The 16566-nt window shown below is 49.5% G+C and carries 18 protein-coding genes; 16 read left to right on the top strand and 2 right to left on the bottom strand.

All coding sequences use genetic code 11. The features are described from left to right. Positions 1–39: 39 nt before the first annotated feature. Positions 40–624 (bottom strand): Maf family protein, encoded by a 585-nt coding sequence (locus IX31_RS05390; RefSeq protein ID WP_034456171.1) that lies wholly within the window; start codon positions 622–624, stop codon positions 40–42. Between the two features lie 140 nt (positions 625–764). Between IX31_RS05390 and yceD the strand changes: the two genes are divergently transcribed. From yceD to ptsG, 14 genes are all read left to right on the top strand, one after another. After that, entirely contained in the window at positions 765–1286 is a 522-nt protein-coding gene (gene yceD / locus IX31_RS05385; protein WP_034456169.1) for a 23S rRNA accumulation protein YceD, read from the top strand. A 16-nt stretch (positions 1287–1302) separates the two neighbouring features. Then, the gene (gene rpmF / locus IX31_RS05380) at positions 1303–1473 is read left to right on the top strand and encodes a 50S ribosomal protein L32 (protein ID WP_034456167.1); all 171 of its coding nucleotides are present in this window, start codon (positions 1303–1305) and stop codon (positions 1471–1473) included. An 11-nt stretch (positions 1474–1484) separates the two neighbouring features. Then, on the top strand, positions 1485–2519 hold the full coding sequence (plsX, locus tag IX31_RS05375; RefSeq protein WP_122973987.1) for a phosphate acyltransferase PlsX: 1035 nt from the start codon (positions 1485–1487) through the stop codon (positions 2517–2519). Between the two features lie 5 nt (positions 2520–2524). Then, positions 2525–3478: a beta-ketoacyl-ACP synthase III gene (locus IX31_RS05370; protein WP_034456165.1), complete on the top strand. Its 954-nt coding sequence runs from the start codon at positions 2525–2527 to the stop codon at positions 3476–3478. Between the two features lie 17 nt (positions 3479–3495). After that, positions 3496–4425, top strand: coding sequence for an ACP S-malonyltransferase (gene fabD / locus IX31_RS05365; protein WP_034456163.1), 930 nt, complete (start codon positions 3496–3498; stop codon positions 4423–4425). A 13-nt stretch (positions 4426–4438) separates the two neighbouring features. Then, positions 4439–5173, top strand: a complete 735-nt coding sequence (gene fabG, locus IX31_RS05360; RefSeq protein WP_034456162.1) for a 3-oxoacyl-ACP reductase FabG — start codon at positions 4439–4441, stop codon at positions 5171–5173. A gap of 155 nt (positions 5174–5328) precedes the next feature. Then, on the top strand, positions 5329–5565 hold the full coding sequence (gene acpP / locus IX31_RS05355) for an acyl carrier protein (RefSeq protein ID WP_034456161.1): 237 nt from the start codon (positions 5329–5331) through the stop codon (positions 5563–5565). Positions 5566–5652: 87 nt separating this feature from the next. After that, positions 5653–6894 (top strand): beta-ketoacyl-ACP synthase II, encoded by a 1242-nt coding sequence (gene fabF / locus IX31_RS05350; RefSeq protein WP_034456158.1) that lies wholly within the window; start codon positions 5653–5655, stop codon positions 6892–6894. Positions 6895–7007: 113 nt separating this feature from the next. After that, positions 7008–7808, top strand: a complete 801-nt coding sequence (gene pabC, locus IX31_RS05345; RefSeq protein ID WP_034456157.1) for an aminodeoxychorismate lyase — start codon at positions 7008–7010, stop codon at positions 7806–7808. A gap of 10 nt (positions 7809–7818) precedes the next feature. After that, the gene (yceG, locus tag IX31_RS05340) at positions 7819–8841 is read left to right on the top strand and encodes a cell division protein YceG (protein ID WP_034456155.1); all 1023 of its coding nucleotides are present in this window, start codon (positions 7819–7821) and stop codon (positions 8839–8841) included. Next, the gene (gene tmk, locus IX31_RS05335) at positions 8831–9469 is read left to right on the top strand and encodes a dTMP kinase (RefSeq protein WP_034456153.1); all 639 of its coding nucleotides are present in this window, start codon (positions 8831–8833) and stop codon (positions 9467–9469) included. Before yceG ends, tmk begins: the two co-directional genes overlap by 11 nt. Beyond that, a complete protein-coding gene (gene holB, locus IX31_RS05330; protein WP_034456151.1) occupies positions 9469–10476 on the top strand; it encodes a DNA polymerase III subunit delta' in 1008 nt (335 codons plus the stop codon). Before tmk ends, holB begins: the two co-directional genes overlap by 1 nt. A gap of 11 nt (positions 10477–10487) precedes the next feature. After that, positions 10488–11282, top strand: coding sequence for a metal-dependent hydrolase (locus tag IX31_RS05325; protein WP_034456150.1), 795 nt, complete (start codon positions 10488–10490; stop codon positions 11280–11282). Positions 11283–11583: 301 nt separating this feature from the next. Then, positions 11584–13017, top strand: a complete 1434-nt coding sequence (ptsG, locus tag IX31_RS05320; RefSeq protein WP_034456148.1) for a PTS glucose transporter subunit IIBC — start codon at positions 11584–11586, stop codon at positions 13015–13017. A gap of 214 nt (positions 13018–13231) precedes the next feature. Here ptsG and fhuE read toward each other — a convergent pair whose 3' ends face one another. Next, complete coding sequence (gene fhuE / locus IX31_RS05315) at positions 13232–15421, bottom strand: ferric-rhodotorulic acid/ferric-coprogen receptor FhuE (RefSeq protein WP_034456147.1); 2190 nt, start codon at positions 15419–15421, stop codon at positions 13232–13234. A gap of 367 nt (positions 15422–15788) precedes the next feature. Between fhuE and hinT the strand changes: the two genes are divergently transcribed. Both hinT and IX31_RS05305 read left to right on the top strand, forming a co-directional pair. Further along, positions 15789–16145, top strand: a complete 357-nt coding sequence (gene hinT / locus IX31_RS05310; RefSeq protein ID WP_034457171.1) for a purine nucleoside phosphoramidase — start codon at positions 15789–15791, stop codon at positions 16143–16145. Positions 16146–16149: 4 nt separating this feature from the next. After that, on the top strand, positions 16150–16524 hold the full coding sequence (locus tag IX31_RS05305) for a YcfL family putative periplasmic lipoprotein (RefSeq protein WP_034456144.1): 375 nt from the start codon (positions 16150–16152) through the stop codon (positions 16522–16524). Positions 16525–16566 lie beyond the last annotated feature (42 nt).

Here is a 16566-nt window from a genome sequence, read left to right as displayed (position 1 = left end):
AAAAGGGTGGATCAAGCTGTCGCTTTGCCACCCTTTTTTTCATATCAACAGTGGGTTACAGCCTTCATTGCACAGCATTTCGCACAAGCTAATCAGCGGCAGTCCAACTAACGTATTTGGATCTTTTCCAGATAATCGTTCAAATAATGTGATCCCCAGTCCTTCACTTTTAAAGCTTCCTGCACACTGTAAAGGTTGCTCTTTATGTACGTAATGGCGGATTTCTTGTTCACTCAAATGACGAAAATGCACATCAAAGGGCTCGCAAATCACCTGTAAATTTCCTGCAGCGGAATTATAAAGTGCCAGGCCGGTATAAAAAGTAACAATACTGTTACGCGCAATCAGCAATTGTTCGACTGCTTTTTCTTCTGTGTGCGGCTTACCGACGATTTTCCCATCTAAAACGCAGACTTGATCTGAACCGATAATCAGATGATTTGGATACTGCATACTTAACGCCTGTGCTTTGGCTTGCGCAAGGCGCATGACGAGTTGGCGGGCATCCTCACCGGGAATTGGCGTTTCATCGACCAATGGTGCTGCGGTGATAAAGGGCATACCGAGCTTTTCAAGCAGCTCTCGACGGTATGGCGAAGTTGAGGCCAGAACAATTTGCGTCATATTTTTTTCATTAATGATAGCGATCCGAGAAAAGGCATTTTAAACTATGCCACCGCAATGTGTGCGAATAAGTAGAAAAGGCACTGTTTACAGGCTTTTTCTTTGACTCTATGACGTTACAAAGTTAATATGCGCGCCCTATGCAAAAAGTAAAATTACCCCTGACTCTCGATCCGGTTCGTACGGCTCAAAAACGCCTTGATTACACGGGTGTTTACACCCCTATTCAGGTAGAGCGTGTCGCCGAGTTTGTAGTCAGTGTAGACAGTGATGTGGAATGCGATATGTCATTTGCCATCGATAACCAACGCCTTGCCGTTCTTACTGGTGATGCGAAGGTTTCGGTAACATTGGCGTGTCAGCGTTGCGGAAAGCCGTTTGCCCATCAGGTTTACACGCAGTATTGTTTTAGTCCGATCGTCAAAGACGAGCAGGCTGAAGCACTCCCGGAAGGATATGAACCAGTTCAGGTCAACGAATTTGGTGAAATCGATCTTCTGGCGTTGGTGGAAGATGAAATTATCCTCTCCTTGCCAGTTGTTCCGGTGCATGATTCTGAACACTGTGAAGTGTCCGAGGCGGACATGGTATTTGGCAAACTGCCTTCCGAGGCGGAGAAACCAAACCCATTTGCCGTATTAGCCAGTTTAAAGCATAAGTAATTAAGGAGTAAGGTCCATGGCCGTACAACAGAATAAACCAACCCGTTCTAAACGTGGCATGCGTCGTTCCCATGACGCGCTGACCACAGCAGCAGTGTCCGTGGACAAAGTTTCTGGCGAAACTCATCTGCGTCACCACATCACCGCCGACGGTTTCTACCGCGGTCGCAAGGTTATCGCTAAGTAATTGGCGATACCTTGAGACGTCTAACCCTTGCGTTAGATGCCATGGGTGGGGACTTCGGTCCTTCCGTGACAGTGCCTGCAGCATTGCAGGCACTGGACTCTAACTCTCAGCTAAACCTTCTATTAGTCGGCGACCCCGACGCCATCACGCCATTACTTGCCAAAGCTGATTTTGAAAAACGCTCACGTGCGCAGATAGTTCCTGCGGAGTCGGTTATTGCCAGTGATGCAAGGCCCTCGCATGCGATCCGAAATAGTCGCGGATCCTCAATGCGAGTGGCGCTTGAGTTAGTAAAAGAAGGTCGTGCAGAAGCTTGCGTCAGTGCAGGAAATACCGGTGCTCTGATGGGGCTTGCCAAATTATTGCTCAAACCAATTGAAGGGATTGAGCGTCCGGCGTTGATGACGGTGTTGCCGCATCAGCAAAAAGGCAAAACAGTCGTGCTGGATCTTGGCGCGAATGTGGATTGTGACAGTAATATGCTGGTCCAATTTGCGATAATGGGTTCAGTGATGGCTGAGGAACTCCTCAGCATCAACTCTCCACGTGTCGCATTGCTGAATATCGGCGAAGAAGAGACGAAAGGTCTCGATAGCATTCGTGATGCTTCAGCTTTATTAAAAACAATGCCTTCTATCAACTATATTGGTTATCTTGAAGCTAACGAGTTGTTGACGGGAAAAACCGACGTGTTGGTGTGCGATGGTTTTGTCGGTAACGTCACCCTCAAGACGATGGAAGGGGTTGCAAGGATGTTCCTCTCGCTTTTGAAATCGCAGGGCGAAGGGAAAAAAAGGTCGTGGTGGCTAATTATATTGAAGCATTGGTTACAAAAAAGCCTGACAAGGCGATTCAGTCACCTCAACCCCGACCAGTATAATGGCGCCTGTCTGTTAGGATTGCGCGGCACAGTGATTAAGAGTCACGGAGCGGCCAATCAGCGAGCGTTTGTTGTCGCGATAGAACAGGCAGTGCAGGCGGTGGTGCGGCAAGTCCCTACACGGATTGCTGCCCGCCTGGAATCTGTATTACCCAAGAGTGACTGACGTACATGCATACGAAGATTATTGGTACTGGTAGCTATCTGCCAGAACACGTGCGTACCAACGCCGACCTGGAAAAAATGGTGGATACTTCTGACGAGTGGATTGTCACCCGCACAGGTATTCGTGAACGTCGAATTGCTGGACCAGATGAAACCGTTGCAACAATGGCTTTTGCTGCGGCTACGCGTGCGCTTGAAATGGCAGAAATCGATAAGTCTGAAATTGGGCTGATTATCGTTGCCACAACTTCTTCAACTCACGCTTTCCCAAGTGCTGCCTGCCAGGTTCAGGCAATGTTAGGGATCAAAGGCTGCCCTGCGTTTGATGTTGCAGCCGCTTGCGCAGGTTTTACCTACGCTCTGAGCGTGGCAGACCAATATGTGAAGTCCGGTGCAGTAAAACATGCGCTGGTTATTGGTTCTGATGTGCTGGCACGTACTTGCGATCCTACCGATCGCGGCACAATTATTATTTTTGGTGATGGTGCGGGGGCGGTTGTACTGAGTGCTTCTGAAGAGCCTGGTATCATTTCAACCCACCTGCATGCTGACGGTAGCTATGGTGAACTGCTGACGTTACCGAATGTCGATCGCGTGAATCCCGAAAATTCGATTCATCTGTCGATGGCCGGTAATGAAGTCTTTAAAGTCGCGGTTACAGAGCTTGCGCACATTGTTGATGAAACCCTTGAGGCGAACAATCTGGATCGTTCCGATCTTGATTGGTTGGTTCCGCATCAGGCTAACCTGCGCATTATCAGCGCGACTGCGAAAAAACTCGGTATGTCACTTGATAATGTCGTCGTTACCCTCGATCGTCACGGTAATACCTCAGCCGCGTCTGTTCCGGCAGCGCTGGATGAAGCGGTACGCGACGGGCGGATTCAACGTGGCCAGTTGGTATTGCTCGAAGCCTTCGGTGGCGGCTTTACCTGGGGTTCAGCACTGGTTCGTTTTTGATTATTAGGGATTTAACCATGACTCAATTTGCTTTTGTTTTTCCGGGACAAGGTTCGCAAGCTGTAGGTATGCTGGCAGACATCGCGGCATCAAACCCTGTCGTTGAAGCAACCTTCCGTGAAGCTTCTGATGTGCTGGGCTATGATTTGTGGGCGCTGACCCAACAAGGTCCGGCTGAAGAACTGAACAAAACCTGGCAAACTCAGCCAGCTTTGCTGGCAGCCTCTGTCGCATTGTGGCGTGTCTGGGAGCAGCAGGGTGGCAAAACCCCTGCAATGATGGCAGGACACAGCCTGGGCGAGTACTCTGCTCTGGTTTGTGCCGGCGTCATTGGTTTCGCAGATGCAGTCCGTCTGGTTGAATTACGCGGCAAATTGATGCAAGAAGCGGTCCCAGCGGGTACAGGCGCCATGTATGCCATTATCGGTCTTGATGATGCGTCTATTGCAAAAGCCTGTGAAGAAGCAGCCCAGGGCGAAGTGGTTTCTCCGGTGAATTTTAACTCACCAGGCCAGGTTGTGATTGCGGGTAACAAAGACGCCGTAGAACGTGCAGGTGCAGCTTGTAAAGCCGCCGGTGCAAAACGTGCTCTGCCACTGCCTGTTAGCGTGCCATCTCACTGTGCATTGATGAAACCCGCAGCTGATAAACTAGCTGTTGCGCTGGAAGATATTACTTTCAATGCTCCAGTTGTTCCGGTAGTGAACAACGTTGACGTGAAATGTGAAACCTCTCCTGAAGCTATTCGTAGTGCTCTGGTACGCCAGCTCTATAGCCCGGTACAGTGGACTAAATCAGTAGAATTTATGGCAGCGCAGGGTGTGACCCAGTTGCTGGAAGTAGGGCCTGGTAAGGTATTGACTGGCCTGACAAAACGTATTGTTGACACACTGACTGCATCGGCCATTAACGAGCCGGTAGCGATGTCAGCAGCGCTCGAGCAATAAGACGAGGAAAACCATGAGTTTTGAAGGAAAAATTGCGCTGGTAACCGGCGCAAGCCGCGGTATTGGCCGCGCAATCGCGGAAACCTTAGTGGCCCGTGGTGCGAAAGTTATCGGTACTGCTACTAGCGAAAGCGGTGCGCAGGCGATCAGTGATTATCTGGGTGATAACGGCAAAGGTTATATGCTGAATGTGACCGATCCGGCTTCAATTGAAGCTGTTTTAGGAAATATTCGCGCAGAATTTGGCGAAGTCGACATTCTGGTTAATAATGCCGGTATCACTCGTGATAACCTGTTAATGCGCATGAAAGATGACGAATGGAACGATATCATCGAAACCAATCTGTCATCAGTTTTCCGTCTGTCAAAAGCGGTAATGCGCGCTATGATGAAAAAGCGTCATGGTCGTATTATCACTATTGGTTCTGTGGTTGGTACCATGGGAAATGCTGGTCAGGCTAACTACGCTGCGGCGAAAGCGGGTCTGATTGGTTTCAGTAAGTCTCTGGCACGTGAAGTTGCGTCACGAGGTATTACTGTAAACGTTGTTGCTCCGGGCTTTATTGAAACGGACATGACACGTGCGCTTTCTGATGAACAGCGCGCGGGTATACTGGCGGAAGTTCCAGCGGGTCGTTTAGGCGACGCAAAAGAAATCGCCAGTGCTGTTGCATTTTTAGCCTCTGACGAGGCGGGTTACATCTCTGGTGAGACCCTGCACGTCAATGGCGGAATGTATATGGTTTAACCGCAAGATAAAACTATTTGCGTTATTTGGGCGAATGCCCGCAAAATAGCGTAAAATCGTGGTATGACCTGCCGGGATTTAGTTGCATCTTTTTCAACATTTTATACACTACGAAAACCATCGCGAAAGCGAGTTTTGATAGGAAATTTAAGAGTATGAGCACTATCGAAGAACGCGTTAAGAAAATTATCGGCGAACAACTGGGCGTTAAGCAGGAAGAAGTTATCAACTCCGCTTCCTTCGTAGAGGACCTGGGCGCTGATTCTCTTGACACCGTTGAGCTGGTAATGGCTCTGGAAGAAGAGTTTGATACTGAGATTCCGGACGAAGAAGCTGAGAAAATCACCACCGTTCAGGCTGCCATTGATTATATCAACGGTCACCAAGCGTAAGTGAACATCTCCAGGCGGTCATTCGACCGCCTGAGTTTTATCTAAGTGTCCCACAAGTCCTATTTTTTCCCTCCCTGGAGGACAAACGTGTCTAAGCGTCGTGTAGTTGTGACCGGACTGGGCATGTTGTCTCCTGTCGGCAATACCGTAGAGTCTACCTGGAAAGCTCTCCTTGCCGGTCAGAGTGGCATCAGCCTAATCGACCATTTCGATACTACCGCCTATGCAACGAAATTTGCTGGCTTAGTAAAGGATTTTAACTGTGATGACATCATTTCGCGCAAAGAACAGCGCAAAATGGATGCCTTCATTCAATATGGAATTGTTGCTGGCCACCAGGCCATGCTGGATTCTGGTCTGGAAGTAACGGAAGAGAATGCAATCCGTATCGGCGCCGCAATTGGTTCTGGTATCGGTGGTCTGGGTCTTATCGAAGAGAACCACTCCTCGTTGGTCAACGGTGGTCCACGTAAGATCAGCCCATTCTTTGTGCCGTCTACTATTGTGAATATGGTGGCAGGTCATCTGACCATTATGTTCGGCCTACGTGGTCCAAGCATTTCCATCGCTACAGCGTGTACTTCTGGTGTGCATAACATCGGTCAGGCAGCGCGTATCATCGCTTATGGCGATGCAGACGCTATGCTGGCAGGTGGTGCGGAAAAAGCCAGTACTCCGTTGGGCGTGGGTGGCTTTGGTGCCGCACGTGCACTTTCTACCCGTAATGACAACCCACAAGCGGCAAGCCGTCCGTGGGATAAAGACCGTGATGGTTTTGTGTTGGGTGATGGTGCGGGCATGATGGTACTCGAAGAGTACGAACATGCTAAGAAACGTGGCGCGAAAATCTATGCAGAAGTCGTTGGTTTTGGTATGAGCAGCGATGCTTACCATATGACTTCTCCGCCAGAAACAGGGGCGGGGGCTGCACTAGCTATGGAAAATGCTCTGCGTGATGCAGGTATTACTCCGGGCATGGTGGGTTATGTCAATGCGCATGGCACCTCTACGCCAGCTGGCGATAAAGCTGAAACACAAGCGGTTAAGACTATTTTTGGTGAAGATGCGTACCGTGTTCTGGTGAGCTCTACCAAGTCTATGACCGGCCACCTGTTGGGTGCTGCTGGAGCAGTAGAGTCAATCTACTCCGTTCTTGCATTGCGCGACCAGGTCGTTCCACCAACGATTAACCTCGATAATCCTGATGAAGGTTGCGATTTGGACTTTGTTCCACATGTTGCACGTCAGGTAAAAGGAATGGAGTACACCCTGTGTAACTCCTTCGGGTTTGGTGGTACAAACGGCTCGTTGATCTTTAAAAAGGTCTAAGTCGTTTTAATAAAGGGCTCGCTTGCGGGCCCTTTATACATCTCAACTAATCCCCTCTTGCTGCACCCCTTTCACACTGGCACTCTTAACTCACAGAACGTTGAGGAGTTGTTATGTATTTAATCAATGGTGAGTTCTCGACCAGTTTGCCCGCAAACGACCGCGCCGTGCAGTTTGGCGATGGCTGTTTCTCAACGGCACGGATCAAAGATGGTCGCGTTCGCTTTTTAGCGCAGCACCTTGGTCGTTTACAACAAGCCTGCGAAAAACTCCTGATCCCGTTTGTTCAATGGTCAGTGCTGGAAAGTGAAATGCAGCAACTGGCTGTGGCGCACCAACAAGCCGTGCTGAAAGTGATGATTACTCGTGGAAGCGGCGGGCGCGGATACAGTGCAGCAAATTGCCAGCATCCGACACGGTTACTCAGCGTTTCAGCTTACCCTTCGTTTTATCCGCAATGGCGAGAGCAGGGTATTAGCCTTGCATTAAGCCCCATTCGATTAGGCATCAATCCGCATTTGGCCGGAATTAAACACCTGAACCGCCTTGAACAGGTACTGATTCGTACGCATCTTGAACAGACGCAGGCTCAGGAAGCCCTGGTTCTTGACAGTGACGGGTGGCTTACGGAATGCTGTGCCGCTAATTTATTCTGGCGTAAAGGATCTCAGGTATTTACCCCTTATATGGATAAATCTGGTGTAAATGGCACGATGCGCCAGCATATTATTGCCTGTCTTGCAGACTCACCCTGGCAAGTAACGCAAGTGCGGGAGCGTCCTGAAAGTCTGGCTCAAGCCGACGAGTTACTCATTTGCAATGCATTGATGCCGGTTGTCCCTGTGAATCAGGCTCAATTATGGCGATTTGAATCTCGTGAGCTTTATCAATTTTTAGCACCACTTTGTGAGTAACCGATTAACGATGAAAAAGATGCTACGTTTCTTTCTGCTGCTGTTAGTGATATTTGGAGTGGCGGCAGGTGTTGGCTTATATAAAGTCCGCCAGCTCGCTAATAGCCATCTGACCATTGCGCAAGAAACCATTTTCACCCTTAAACCTGGCACCGGTCGCCTGGCGTTGGGTAAACAGCTGTATGACGAAAAATTACTTAACCGCCCACGTGTATTCCAGTGGTTGCTTAAAGTTGAGCCCGACCTCGCTAAATTCAAAGCGGGGACTTACCGGTTTACACCGCAAATGACCGTGCGCGACATGCTAAAACTGTTAGCGAGCGGTAAAGAAGCGCAGTTCCCGATTCGCTTTGTGGAAGGCACTCGCCTGAGTGACTGGCTAAAACAATTACGCGAAGCTCCATATATTCAGCACACGCTTAAAGACGATAGCTACGCCACTGTTGCCGACGCCTTAAAATTCGAAAACCCGGAATGGGTCGAAGGTTGGTTCTTCCCGGACACCTGGCTGTATACCGCTAATACCACTGACTTAGCCCTGTTAAAACGTGCACATGAGCGCATGGTCAAAGCGGTTCAGGCGGCGTGGGATGGCAAAAAAGAGGGGCTACCGTATAAAACTCAGAATGATCTGGTCACTATGGCCTCGATCATCGAGAAAGAAACGGCTGTTGCAGCAGAGCGCGATCAAGTCGCATCGGTGTTTATCAACCGTCTGCGTATCGGCATGCGCCTGCAAACCGACCCGACGGTAATTTACGGCATGGGCGAAAGCTATAATGGTAAGCTGTCACGTAAAGATCTCGAAACGCCTACGCCGTATAATACCTACGTGATTAGTGGCATGCCGCCTGGCCCGATTGCAATTCCAGGCAATGCATCGCTACAGGCTGCGGCTCACCCGGCGAAAACGCCGTATCTCTATTTTGTCGCTGATGGAAAGGGCGGCCACACATTTAATACCAACCTTGCAGGCCATAACCAGGCTGTACAGGTGTATATCAAAGCGCTGAAGGATAAGAATGGTCAGTAAATTTATCGTCATTGAAGGGCTCGAAGGAGCAGGGAAAACTAACGCGCACAACGTGGTAGTTGCGACCTTAAAAGAGCTGGGAGTCACCGATCTGGTGTTCACGCGTGAACCCGGCGGTACCCCCCTTGCGGAAAGATTGCGCGAGCTGACGCTGAACAACAAAGGTATCGGTGATGAAATCGTTACTGATAAAGCCGAAGTGCTGATGTTCTACGCGGCACGAGTTCAACTGGTAGAAACGGTTATCAAACCGGCATTGTCACGTGGAGCCTGGGTGATAGGCGATCGCCATGATCTCTCTACTCAGGCTTATCAGGGTGGTGGTCGTTGCATCGATCAGGAATTATTGATGGCGCTGCGTAACACAGTGCTTGGTGATTTTTACCCGGACCTGACTATTTATCTTGATGTCACGCCAGAAGTGGGTCTGACACGTGCGCGTGCGCGTGGTGAGCTAGACCGCATCGAACAGGAGTCTGTCGACTTCTTTAATCGCACCCGTGCGCGTTACCTTGAACTCGCCGCCGCTGACAGCCGTATTCATACGATTGATGCAACACAATCGTTGGATAAAGTGTCGCAAGACGTGCGCAACACTGTACTCGAGTGGGCTAAGGGGCTGGCGTAATGAAATGGTATCCATGGTTACGCGCGCCATTTGAGCAAATCCTGAGCCAATATCAGGCCGGGCGTGGGCACCATGCATTACTGCTTCATTCATTATCCGGTATGGGTGATGACGCGTTAATTTACGCACTTACCCGTTGGTTGATGTGCCAGAAACCGCAAGGCAGTAAAAGCTGCGGTCAGTGCCGTAGTTGCCAGTTGATGCAGGCTGGCACGCACCCGGACAGCTATGTGGTTGCGCCAGAGAAAGGCAAGTCAAGCCTTGGCATTGATGCCATCCGTGAAATTACTGAGAAGCTTTACAGCCACGCTCAACAGGGCGGGGCAAAAGTGGTCTGGCTTGAAGATGCAGGGTTACTCACCGAAGCGGCAGCCAATGCGCTGCTAAAAACACTTGAGGAGCCACCAGCGAATACCTGGTTTTTCCTGGGTTGCCGCGAACCGGCTCGTTTACCTGCAACCTTGCGTAGCCGCTGCCTGTACTGGTATCTCACGCCACCAGACGAAACCTTTGCTCTGGCCTGGCTTGCGCGGGAAATCTCACTTCATAGCGCCCAGTTGCGCGCTGCGTTACGTTTAAGTTCTGGAGCACCAGCAGGCGCTTTGGCATTGCTGCAACCCGAGCAGTGGAAACATCGGCAGTTGCTTTGTGACAAACTCAATGAGGCCTGTGCGACCAAAAATATGCTGGCGTTATTGCCAGAGTTGAACAGCGATGATGCAGCTGTCCGTGTTCACTGGTTATGTTCTCTTTTGGTTGATGCACTAAAATGGCAGCAAGGGGCGACACCGTGGTTGACTAACGATGACCAACACTCATTGGTAGCAAACCTTGCCTCCATCGCAACCCCTGCGATGCTACAAGCTATACTGCATAGCTGGTTTTCATGCCGTGAAACACTGTTAAGTGTTGTGGGCGTGAACCGAGAATTAATGCTGACTGAACAATTGCTCACCTGGGAGCGTTTAATGCAACCGGGTGCTGTCCTTCCTACCTTCCATCTTTAAAGAGTATTTGTATGTTCCTGGTTGACTCACATTGCCATCTCGATGGCCTCGATTATCAATCCCTACACAAAAGCGTTGATGATGTTCTGGAAAAAGCTGCCGCGCGCGATGTGAAGTTCTGCCTTGCGGTTGCCACGACGCTGGATGGTTATCGTAATATGCGCCAGTTGGTTGGCGAGCGTCAGAACGTCGCTTATTCATGTGGCGTGCATCCGCTCAATCAGGATGAAGAATACGACGTGGAAGAACTTCGCCGTCTGGCCGCCGATCCAGGCGTGGTGGCAATGGGGGAAACGGGGCTGGATTATTTCTATACCCCGGAAACCAAGCCACGCCAGCAGGAATCATTCCGTCATCACATCCAGATTGGCCGCGAGCTTAATAAACCAGTGATTGTCCACACCAGAGACGCACGCGCCGATACTCTGTCGATCCTTCGCGAAGAGAAAGTGACAGACTGCGGTGGGGTACTACACTGTTTTACGGAAGACAGAGAAACTGCTGGAAAATTGCTCGATATGGGGTTTTACATTTCTTTCTCGGGCATTGTGACGTTCCGCAATGCTGAGCAACTCAGGGATGCAGCCCGTTATGTGCCACTGGATCGCATACTGGTGGAGACTGATTCACCTTATCTTGCGCCAGTGCCACATCGTGGCAAAGAAAACCAACCAGCGATGACTCGTGATGTAGCGGAATATATGGCGGTACTGAAAGGTGTTTCACTTGAGGAATTGGCCGTTGCGACGACAAAAAACTTCGCCACCTTGTTCCATATTCCTGACTCCCGCTTGCAATCCGCCTGATAATTCTAAGTTATTTTAAAGCTCGTAATTAATTATTGAAGCGAGTAAAGTTCACCGCCTCAAAAAGGGCGGTGAACGCCATTTTTGTAACATTCAGAAACGCGTTTTGTAAATTTATGAAAGTTTTTCACAGGGCTGTTTGAGAAACGTGATAGCCGTCAAACAAACTTTCGTCGATTTATTTTACTCTGCGTAATAAATCAAAAGGCACTTAGATGCCTGTTTATGGACCGGATCTCCCCCCAGTCCGATGCGCATAACGCGTAAAAAAAAGCACAAATACTCAGGAGCACTCTCAATTATGTTTAAGAATGCATTTGCTAACCTGCAAAAGGTGGGTAAATCGCTGATGCTGCCAGTATCCGTACTGCCTATCGCAGGTATCCTGCTGGGCGTCGGTTCTGCAAACTTCAGCTGGCTGCCAGCAGTGGTTTCTCATGTTATGGCGGAAGCGGGCGGTTCAGTATTCGCCAACATGCCGCTGATCTTTGCTATCGGTGTGGCATTAGGCTTCACAAATAACGATGGCGTTTCTGCATTAGCCTCTGTGGTTGCATACGGCATCATGGTGAAAACCATGGCAGTTGTTGCGCCTCTGGTTCTGCATTTACCTGCTGAAGAGATCGCAGCAAAACACCTGGCTGATACCGGTGTTCTGGGCGGTATTATCTCTGGTGCAATTGCAGCCTACATGTTTAACCGTTTTTACCGCATCAAGCTGCCAGAATACCTGGGCTTCTTCGCGGGTAAACGTTTCGTACCGATCATCTCTGGTCTGGCTGCGATCTTCATGGGCGTTGTGCTGTCCTTCATCTGGCCTCCAATCGGTACGGCTATTCAGACCTTCTCTCAGTGGGCTGCTTACCAGAACCCGGTTGTGGCATTCGGTATCTACGGTTTCGTAGAACGCTGCCTGGTACCATTCGGTCTGCACCACATCTGGAACGTTCCATTCCAGATGCAAATTGGTGAATACACCAATGCTGCAGGTCAGGTATTCCACGGCGATATCCCACGTTATATGGCAGGTGACCCAACTGCGGGCAAACTGTCTGGTGGCTTCCTGTTTAAAATGTATGGTCTGCCTGCTGCTGCTATCGCAATCTGGCACTCAGCTAAACCTGAGAACCGTGCAAAAGTCGGCGGTATCATGATCTCCGCTGCACTGACCTCGTTCCTGACCGGTATTACCGAGCCAATCGAGTTCTCCTTCATGTTCGTTGCTCCAATCCTGTACATCATCCACGCGGTGTTGGCAGGCCTGGCGTTCCCAATCTGTATCCTTCTGGGTATGCGTGACGGTACTTCCTTCTCTCACGGTCTGATTGACTTCATCGTGTTGAGCGGAAACAGCAGCAAACTGTGGTTGTTCCCAATTGTTGGCCTGTGCTACGCGGCGATTTACTACACCGTGTTCCGTGTGCTGATTAAAGCGCTGGACCTGAAAACTCCAGGTCGTGAAGACGCAACTTCAGAGACTTCTACCACTTCCACAAGCGAAATGGCACCAGCTCTGGTTAGCGCTTTCGGCGGTAAAGAAAACATCACTAACCTGGATGCGTGTATTACCCGTCTGCGTGTTAGCGTGGCCGACATTTCTAAAGTCGACCAGGCTGGCCTGAAGAAATTGGGTGCAGCAGGTGTAGTTGTAGCTGGTTCAGGTGTTCAGGCAATCTTCGGTACTAAATCCGATAACCTGAAAACTGAAATGGATGAGTGGATCCGTAACAGCTAACAAGTAGTTGGGGAGAACTGAGGGAGGCCATTGGCCTCCCTTTTTTATTGCCGTCATTCTTCAAGTAGTAGGGGGGGTGGCTTCGCGCTCTTGCCCGAATCACTTACTAATTTAAGCTTATCGGGACTCGTTCTTTTGCCGCCTACCCTGAACATGAATTATTTAGGCTATGAATTAAATGGCAGATAGCTTGCGTCATCCGCCATTAAGGATGCTAGAAAGCGTAATTAGCGCTTACAGAGAAGTTGCGCGGCGCACCGTAAACGATGGAACGGCTGTCGATGTTGGTGTCGTAAGTTTTGTCGAACAAGTTATCGAGGTTCGCCTGAACGGAGAGCGCCTTCGTGACTTGATAACGGGCAAACAAATCAACTAACGCATAACTGCCTTGTTCCGCACGGAAAGTACCGCCCGGTACTGGAACATCCGCCCACACATGGTCTTGCCAGTTGACGCCGCCACCGACAGTTAGCTCGCGCAGTGTTGGGATCCGGTAACTGGTGAACAATTTAACTGAAGTGCGAGGCAGGTTAGGGTTAACTGCTTTACCGTTGCTGTCTTCAGCAACATAGCGTGTCGCACCAAATGTCATCTGCCAGTCATCAGTCAGCGCACCGTTGATCTCAAACTCCACACCTTTACTTACGGTACCATCAGCTTCACGGTAGGCTGTCTCACCGTTGCTGTCAGGAATTACCATGCCAGTCGATTGTGCGAGGTTATCTTGTTCAATACGGAAGATGGCAAGAGAAGTGGTCAGACGGCTGTTCATCCAGTCAGACTTCACACCTGCTTCATAGTTATTACCGGTGATTGGGGTGAGGTAGTTACCTTGCTCATCACGTTCGGTTTGCGGTTTAAAGACTGAGGTATAGCTTGCGTAAGTTGACCAGTCATCATTGATATCAAACACCACACCGGCGTAAGGCGAGGTGTTATTTTTCTCAAGTTCCTGGGTCAGGGTATGCAGGTTGTATTTGGTATAACGTGCGCCAACGATCACGTGCAAAGGGTCGGCTAGAGTGATGCGAGTCGCCATATAGGCAGACTTCTGGCGAACCGTATCTTCCTGAGCGAGACTCAACGGCGTCCAGTTTGTTTCCGGGAAGTTACCGTCATAATCATTGTAATTACCTAACTGGGTATCGCTGATATTTTCCCAGGAGCTGTGATAGGTGTTGTTCTGTTTGGTGTAGCTGGTACCGATCATCAGTTCATGTTGGCGCCCTAAGAGCTCATAAGATCCATTGGCAAAGGTATCGAGAGCATCCACTTTGCGCTTACCGGTGTTGTAACCTGTGCCACCTACATATGGGTAGGATGCGCCATACGGGCTAACCATCATGCCGCTGTTTTTATCTACCAGTCCGTCCAGGTAAAGCTGCTTACTTTCGAGGTCCATTTCCGTGTGTGTCCCGTTCACCGTGAGCTGCCAGTCATTGGCAAACTTTTGCTTCAGGGTGACGAAGGTGCGCTGCGATTCTTTATCGTTGTAAGCCCAGTCAGGGGCCGTGCTGTAGCTGCGATCCGGATCAGTTTTGCTGCCATCGGTGTACCAGCGCGGAATGCCGCCCCATGTCGGACTGTTAACGTTGGTTTCCTGATAGTCATAACCGACTGAGAAACTGGTGGCCTCGGTCAAATCCGCATCGAGCACACCATAGAAGAATTTTTTCTTCTGATTGTAGCGGTCAAGCCAGCTGTCGTTATCCTGATAACCTGCAACCATACGGCCACGAACATTACCGTTGTCGGTCAATGGCGTAGACATATCAGCAACATAGCGCTGTTTATTCCAGCTTCCATACTCTGCTGATACGTTGGTCTGGAATTCACGACTATCGGCATGTTTACGCACCATATTGACGGCGGCTGAAGGGTTGCCGGAACCGGTCATCAGGCCATTAGCACCACGGACCACTTCAATCTGCTGATACATCGCGGTATCTGTCAGGGCGTCGCCCAGGTTCCAGCGCGATTCAAACAGCGTTGGGATGCCATCGACCATATAGTTATCTATTAAAAATCCGCGCGAGTAGAAGTTGCTGCGGTCGGAGTCGGCAACACTTTCTGATATGCCCGTGGTGTTTTTCAGTACATCGCCCAGTGACTGCAGATTCTGGTCCTGCATGCGCTGTTCGCTGATGATGCTAACGGACTGCGGAATATCACGCGGTACCAGCAACATTTTCGTTCCGCTGGTGGTGGTTTTAACACTGTAATCCTTCTCTTCTGTATCGAGTGTATTAGACACCGAGTTTTCGACAACCAGCGTTTCTTCTGCATTTTGAGTGGCAGAGAAAGCGGTAGAAGGAAGGAGTGCGAAAGCAATACAGGATGCCAGCATAGAAATAGCGCTGGCAGGTGCGCGCTGCCCATCCCTGGTAGAAATGGTTAAAGACATCTTAAACCCTTAATGAATTGTTGGAGGTTATGTCTCTGCGCCAAAGGAATCCGGTCGCGGAGTACATAGAGTGTTTGCGATTTTATTTATTTCATGCGAATAAAAATGAAAATGAGAAATATACTCATTCATTAACTGGCTGTAAACATATGTTACAGCTCAAATGAAATATCGTTTTAATCATGAGAAGTGCAGCGTTTACGAAAGATCTGAGAAGAAGGTTGCCCAAAGAGTGATAAAGAAATAATGGGTTGAGGTTGAAAGAGCACGAGTAACTCGCTCATACTCTTACGTTATGCCTTTAAGCCTGTGCGCGCAGCGACTTAAACGAGCAATTAGTCAGCAATTAATGAATAAAGGTAACGTCATGGCCGAAGAAACTATTTTCAGTAAAATTATTCGCCGCGAGATTCCGGCAGATATCGTTTATCAAGATGAGTTAGTTACTGCATTCCGTGACATATCGCCGCAGGCACCTACCCACATCCTCATTATTCCGAACATACTGATCCCAACAGTTAATGATGTCACTGCTGAGCATGAACTGGCGCTGGGGCGCATGTTGACCGTTGCTGCAAAAATTGCTGAGCAAGAAGGGATTGCTGAAGATGGCTATCGTCTGATCATGAACTGCAATCGTCATGGCGGGCAGGAAGTTTATCATATCCACCTGCATCTGCTGGGCGGTCGTGTGCTGGGGCCGATGCTGGCGCATAAAGGATAAGTTGATGAAAAATAAACCGCTGTTAACGCTACTGGCCGTCATTGTGATGGCTGGGTGTAGCTCCAAACCGGCTATCCCTGTCAATGATGGGCAAACGCTGGTCATGGAAGCATCTGTGCTTGCGGCGGGAGTCAGTGCTGAAAAGCCTGAAATTTCAACTGACAAGGGTGCCACTGTTTCTCGCAGCCGGCTATATAATGAACAGTCTAACCCCGTCATCATCAACTATCGTTTCTATTGGTATGACGAAAAGGGTCTTGAGATTCATCCTCTCGAGCAGCCACGTACGATTACGTTACCAGCGAAATCAAGCGTTTCGGTCTCATCCATAGCCAGTTATCCAGACGCACGTAAAGTTCGTCTTTCTCTCTCTTTGTAAGGGGTGAATTTTGATTAAGGGAATCTATCGTTATCTGGTTAT

It is taken from the genome of Buttiauxella noackiae, assembly GCF_000737905.1.
GTDB classification, from domain to species: domain Bacteria; phylum Pseudomonadota; class Gammaproteobacteria; order Enterobacterales; family Enterobacteriaceae; genus Buttiauxella; species Buttiauxella noackiae.
Note: the sequence above shows the minus strand (reverse complement) of the source record. Positions and strands in the feature narration are given on the sequence as shown.

Bases quoted from the DNA above. Each gene is read 5' to 3' on its own strand.
- IX31_RS05390 (WP_034456171.1), bottom strand. From the start codon at position 624: ATGACGCAAATTGTTCTGGCCTCAACTTCGCCATACCGTCGAGAGCTG.
- yceD (WP_034456169.1), top strand. From the start codon at position 765: ATGCAAAAAGTAAAATTACCCCTGACTCTCGATCCGGTTCGTACGGCT.
- rpmF (WP_034456167.1), top strand. From the start codon at position 1,303: ATGGCCGTACAACAGAATAAACCAACCCGTTCTAAACGTGGCATGCGT.
- IX31_RS05370 (WP_034456165.1), top strand. From the start codon at position 2,525: ATGCATACGAAGATTATTGGTACTGGTAGCTATCTGCCAGAACACGTG.
- fabD (WP_034456163.1), top strand. From the start codon at position 3,496: ATGACTCAATTTGCTTTTGTTTTTCCGGGACAAGGTTCGCAAGCTGTA.
- fabG (WP_034456162.1), top strand. From the start codon at position 4,439: ATGAGTTTTGAAGGAAAAATTGCGCTGGTAACCGGCGCAAGCCGCGGT.
- acpP (WP_034456161.1), top strand. From the start codon at position 5,329: ATGAGCACTATCGAAGAACGCGTTAAGAAAATTATCGGCGAACAACTG.
- pabC (WP_034456157.1), top strand. From the start codon at position 7,008: ATGTATTTAATCAATGGTGAGTTCTCGACCAGTTTGCCCGCAAACGAC.
- yceG (WP_034456155.1), top strand. From the start codon at position 7,819: ATGAAAAAGATGCTACGTTTCTTTCTGCTGCTGTTAGTGATATTTGGA.
- tmk (WP_034456153.1), top strand. From the start codon at position 8,831: ATGGTCAGTAAATTTATCGTCATTGAAGGGCTCGAAGGAGCAGGGAAA.
- holB (WP_034456151.1), top strand. From the start codon at position 9,469: ATGAAATGGTATCCATGGTTACGCGCGCCATTTGAGCAAATCCTGAGC.
- IX31_RS05325 (WP_034456150.1), top strand. From the start codon at position 10,488: ATGTTCCTGGTTGACTCACATTGCCATCTCGATGGCCTCGATTATCAA.
- ptsG (WP_034456148.1), top strand. From the start codon at position 11,584: ATGTTTAAGAATGCATTTGCTAACCTGCAAAAGGTGGGTAAATCGCTG.
- fhuE (WP_034456147.1), bottom strand. From the start codon at position 15,421: ATGTCTTTAACCATTTCTACCAGGGATGGGCAGCGCGCACCTGCCAGC.
- hinT (WP_034457171.1), top strand. From the start codon at position 15,789: ATGGCCGAAGAAACTATTTTCAGTAAAATTATTCGCCGCGAGATTCCG.
- IX31_RS05305 (WP_034456144.1), top strand. From the start codon at position 16,150: ATGAAAAATAAACCGCTGTTAACGCTACTGGCCGTCATTGTGATGGCT.